The organism is Sphingomonas sp. (genome assembly GCF_036677245.1).
GTDB lineage: Bacteria > Pseudomonadota > Alphaproteobacteria > Sphingomonadales > Sphingomonadaceae > Allosphingosinicella.
Genome location: NZ_JAKFCG010000109.1, coordinates 1 through 3,573, shown reverse-complemented (window position 1 = coordinate 3,573; position 3,573 = coordinate 1). Strand labels below are relative to the sequence as shown.

Here is a 3,573-nt window from a genome sequence, read left to right as displayed (position 1 = left end):
CCAGTATTTGTTGCCGGTGATCTCCCATTCGTCGCCGACCTTCCTGGCGCGGCAGGAGATGTTGGCGACGTCGGAGCCGGCATCGGGCTCGGAGAGCGAGAAGGCGCCGAGGAACTCGCCGCGGGCCATGCGCGGGAGATAGACCTTCTTCTGCTCCGGCGTCATGGCCTTGAGCGAACCGATCAGCGCGTTGCCGCGCGCGATCAGCGACGCGACGCTCATCCAGCCGCGCGCCAGTTCTTCCGCCACGAGGCAGTATTCGAACGCGCCGAGGCCGAGGCCGCCATATTCCTCGGGGATCAGGATGCCGAAATAGCCGAGCTCGGCCATTTCCTCCATCAGCTCGCGCGGGATCTCGCCCTTGACCGGATCGAGCCTGTCGGCGGTCGGCCGCACGCGATCGCGCGTGAACACCCGCGCCGATTCCTGGATCATGCGGCGTTCTTCGGTCAGTTCGGTCATAGCGGCGATTCCTCGGGCGGCAATTGTCCCTGGCCGAGCGAGCGTCCGCCGTCGACGATGAGAACCTGCCCCGTGATGTAGCGGTTTTCGGGTGAGGCGAGGAAGGATACCGCGCGGGCGATGTCCTCCGGCTGGCCGATGCGGCCGAGCAGTTGCAGCGACAGCATCACCTTCTGCCGTTCGGGCGTCATGTAGCGCAGCATCTCGGTGTCGACGACGCCCGGCGCGACCGCGTTGACGCGGATGTCGCGCGGCGACAGGTCGATCGCCATGGCGCGGGTGAGGCCGACGACGGCGGTCTTGGAGGCCACGTAGTGCGCCATCTGCGGCGCGCCGGCGAAGGAGCGAGAGGCGATGTTGACGATGCGCCCGCCGTTCTTCATCCGCCGCGCGCCTTCCTGCGCGACGACGAAGGTGCCGATCGCGTTGATCTCGAAGGCTTCGCGGAAATGGTCCTCGGTCAGCTCCTCGAAGAGATGGGTGCCGGTGATCGCGGCATTGTTCACGATCACCTCGACCGGCGCATACTTGTCCATGATCGCCGAGATCGCGGCGCGGTCGCGGATGTCGCACACCTCGGAATCGATGCGGGCGCCTGCCGCGCGCAGCGCGTCGGCGACGTCGTGCACGGCGTCGAGCCGGTCCAGCGCGACCACGTGATAGCCCTCGAGGGCGAGCTTCTCGACGATGCCCTTGCCGATGCCGCGCGCGGCTCCGGTGACGATGGCGGTTCCGAGTTCGCCGGTCATTGTGTGCGTCCCGAGAGTTTCATGATGTTCGCGATGCCGTCGGGGCCGCCCATGCCGAGGAGGGCCCCGCGAAGCGTGCGGCTTGGCGCACCGAGCACCGGTTCGACAAGAGCGTCGAACTTCGCCTCGAGCTTGCGGCCCTGGCGGGCGAGGTCGCTGTCGGCGACGCCGGCGTCGTGGCTGGCGGTGAATCGCCGGCCGTCGGCAGTCGTAATGGCGACGTCGGCCTTTGCCTCCGGATAACCGTCGACGAACTCGATCGACGCCATGTCGCGCAGGCGCACAAGTTCCGGCTCGCGCGTCAGGTCGTCGGTATAGGTGGCGATGCCGGACGTATCTCGCCCCGCCAGCGCCATCGCGACGGTCAGGCGCAGCGAGAATTTTGCCTCAAGCCCGGTCTCGGGGCGCGCCAGGTTGCACACGCGGTCGGTCACCGGCGGAACGCGAATCTCGATGGACCGGATGGCGTTGGACGACGCCGCGCTCTTCTCGCGCAGCGCCTTGCCCGCCTCGATGGCGCCATGTGTCAGATAGCAGGCCGCGTGATACTTGAAGAGGTTGTTGGCGATGTGATGGTCGAGCGGCGCGTCCCTCATCGCCTCTTCCGGGTTGAAGTCGGCGCTCTGCGTCGCGGCCAGGCCCTGCGCGCATTCGAGCGCGTCGGGTCGGCTGGTGAAGCCGCGCGCGGCAAGCCGCGCCGCGAGCAGTCCGTTCTGCGCCGCCATGCCGGCATGCAGAGGTTTGCACATCGTGCCGAACATCGATTTCAGGCCGGACGCCTTGGTCGCGGCGATGCCGTAGGCGATCGCGCTCGTCTCGGCATCCAGCTTCAGAAGATGCGCGCAGGCAGCGGCGGCGCCGACGCTTCCGACCGTCGAGGTTGCATGGAAGCCGTGGTTGTAATGCCCCGGGCTCATCAGGGCGCCGGTGCGGCAGACGACCTCGTATCCTGCGACGAAGGCGGCCAGCACGTCGTCCTGCGTCGCGCCCGTTTCTTCGGCGAGCGCCAGCAGGCCCGGCAGGATCGCAACCGTCGGATGGCCGAGGATCGCCATGTTGACGTCGTCGAAGTCGAGCGCGTGCGAGGCGGTGCCGTTGATCAGCGCCACGTTCATTGCCGAGGTGCGTCCGGGCTGGCCGACAAGCGAAGCGGCGGGCCGCGCGCCGTCCGACAACAGTTCCTCGGAGAGAATCTGCACGGCCGGTTCGGCGGCGCCCGGGATCGTTACCGCGAACCAGTCGAGGATGCACTGGCGCGCGACCGTGACGGCCGCCGTTGGCAGATCTTCGATGTGGATCGCCGAGGCGCGCGCGGCGAGCCAGCGGGTGACGGGCGGGCGCTCGGTCGTCATCTCAACCGGCCTTCGGCTCGGCGGCGCCGTAGAGCTGGCGCAGCGTGACCTTGTTGATCTTGCCGCTCGGCAGGCGCGGCAGGTCGTCGACGAAGACCACCGATTTCGGCTTCTTGTAGCTGGCGATCTGCGACTTCGTGTGCTCGATCAGTTCGACCTCGCTGACGGTGTGGCCGGGATTGAGCACGGTGATCGCCCGCACCGTCTCGCCCCAATAGTCGTCCTTCACGCCGATCACCGCCACGTCCATGACGGCCGGGTGGCTCGCCACCGCTTCCTCGACCTCGCGTGAATAGATGTTCTCGCCGCCCGAGATGATCATGTCCTTCTTGCGGTCGACCAGATAGAGGAAGCCCTGCGGGTCGAGATAACCGACGTCGCCGGTGTGGTACCAGCCTTCCTTGAGCGCCGCGATGGTGGCGGCGGAATTGTTCCAATAGCCGAGCATATGCGTTGCCGTGCGCGTCAGGATTTCGCCTGGTTCTCCAGCCGGCAGTTCCCGTCCTTCCTCGTCGACGATCCTGATGTCGACATTGGGCGCCGCCTGCCCGATCGAGCCGAGGCGCTTGATGTCTTCCGGCGTCCCATCAGGCCTGTGCTGGCGCTTGTGCAGCGTCGTGCCGCCGCCTTCGGTCATGCCGTAGAGCTGGAGGAAAACCGGTCCGAGCAGCTTCAGCCCGCGCTTGAGCAGCGGCACGGGCATCGGTGCGGCCGAGTAGCAGATCGTGTGCAAGGACTTCAGATCCCGCTCCTCTATCCCAGGCACATTGAGCATCGCCTGCACCATTGTGGGGGCCATGTGCGTCATCGTCACGCGCTCGCGCTCGATGGTCTCGACGATCTCCGCCGGCTTGAAGTCGTGGTGGAGCACGACGCTACCGCCGCGGATGTGGACGCCGAGCTGCAGGAAGCGCGCGCCGACATGGAAGACCGGCATCATGAGCTGGAGCCTGTCGGAGACGATCAGGCCCAGTTCGGTCGCCATCAGGATGGCAATGGCGATCTCGCCG

The 3,573-nt window shown here is 67.0% G+C and carries 4 protein-coding genes; all 4 read right to left on the bottom strand.

Going from position 1 to position 3,573, the window contains the following annotated elements; genetic code table 11:
• A partial coding sequence (locus V6M48_RS11585; RefSeq protein ID WP_332812680.1) for an acyl-CoA dehydrogenase family protein occupies positions 1–462 on the bottom strand: 462 nt, incomplete at its 3' end.
• Positions 459–1,211 carry an SDR family NAD(P)-dependent oxidoreductase gene (locus V6M48_RS11580; protein WP_332812679.1) on the bottom strand — a complete coding sequence of 251 codons (753 nt, stop codon included), beginning with the start codon at positions 1,209–1,211 and terminating at the stop codon, positions 459–461. The genes V6M48_RS11585 and V6M48_RS11580, both read right to left, overlap by 4 nt.
• Entirely contained in the window at positions 1,208–2,563 is a 1,356-nt protein-coding gene (locus tag V6M48_RS11575; protein WP_332812678.1) for an MmgE/PrpD family protein, read from the bottom strand. Before V6M48_RS11575 ends, V6M48_RS11580 begins: the two co-directional genes overlap by 4 nt.
• 1 nt (position 2,564) lies before the next feature.
• The coding region (locus V6M48_RS11570) for an AMP-binding protein (RefSeq protein WP_332812677.1) at positions 2,565–3,573 on the bottom strand (1,009 nt) is incomplete at its 5' end.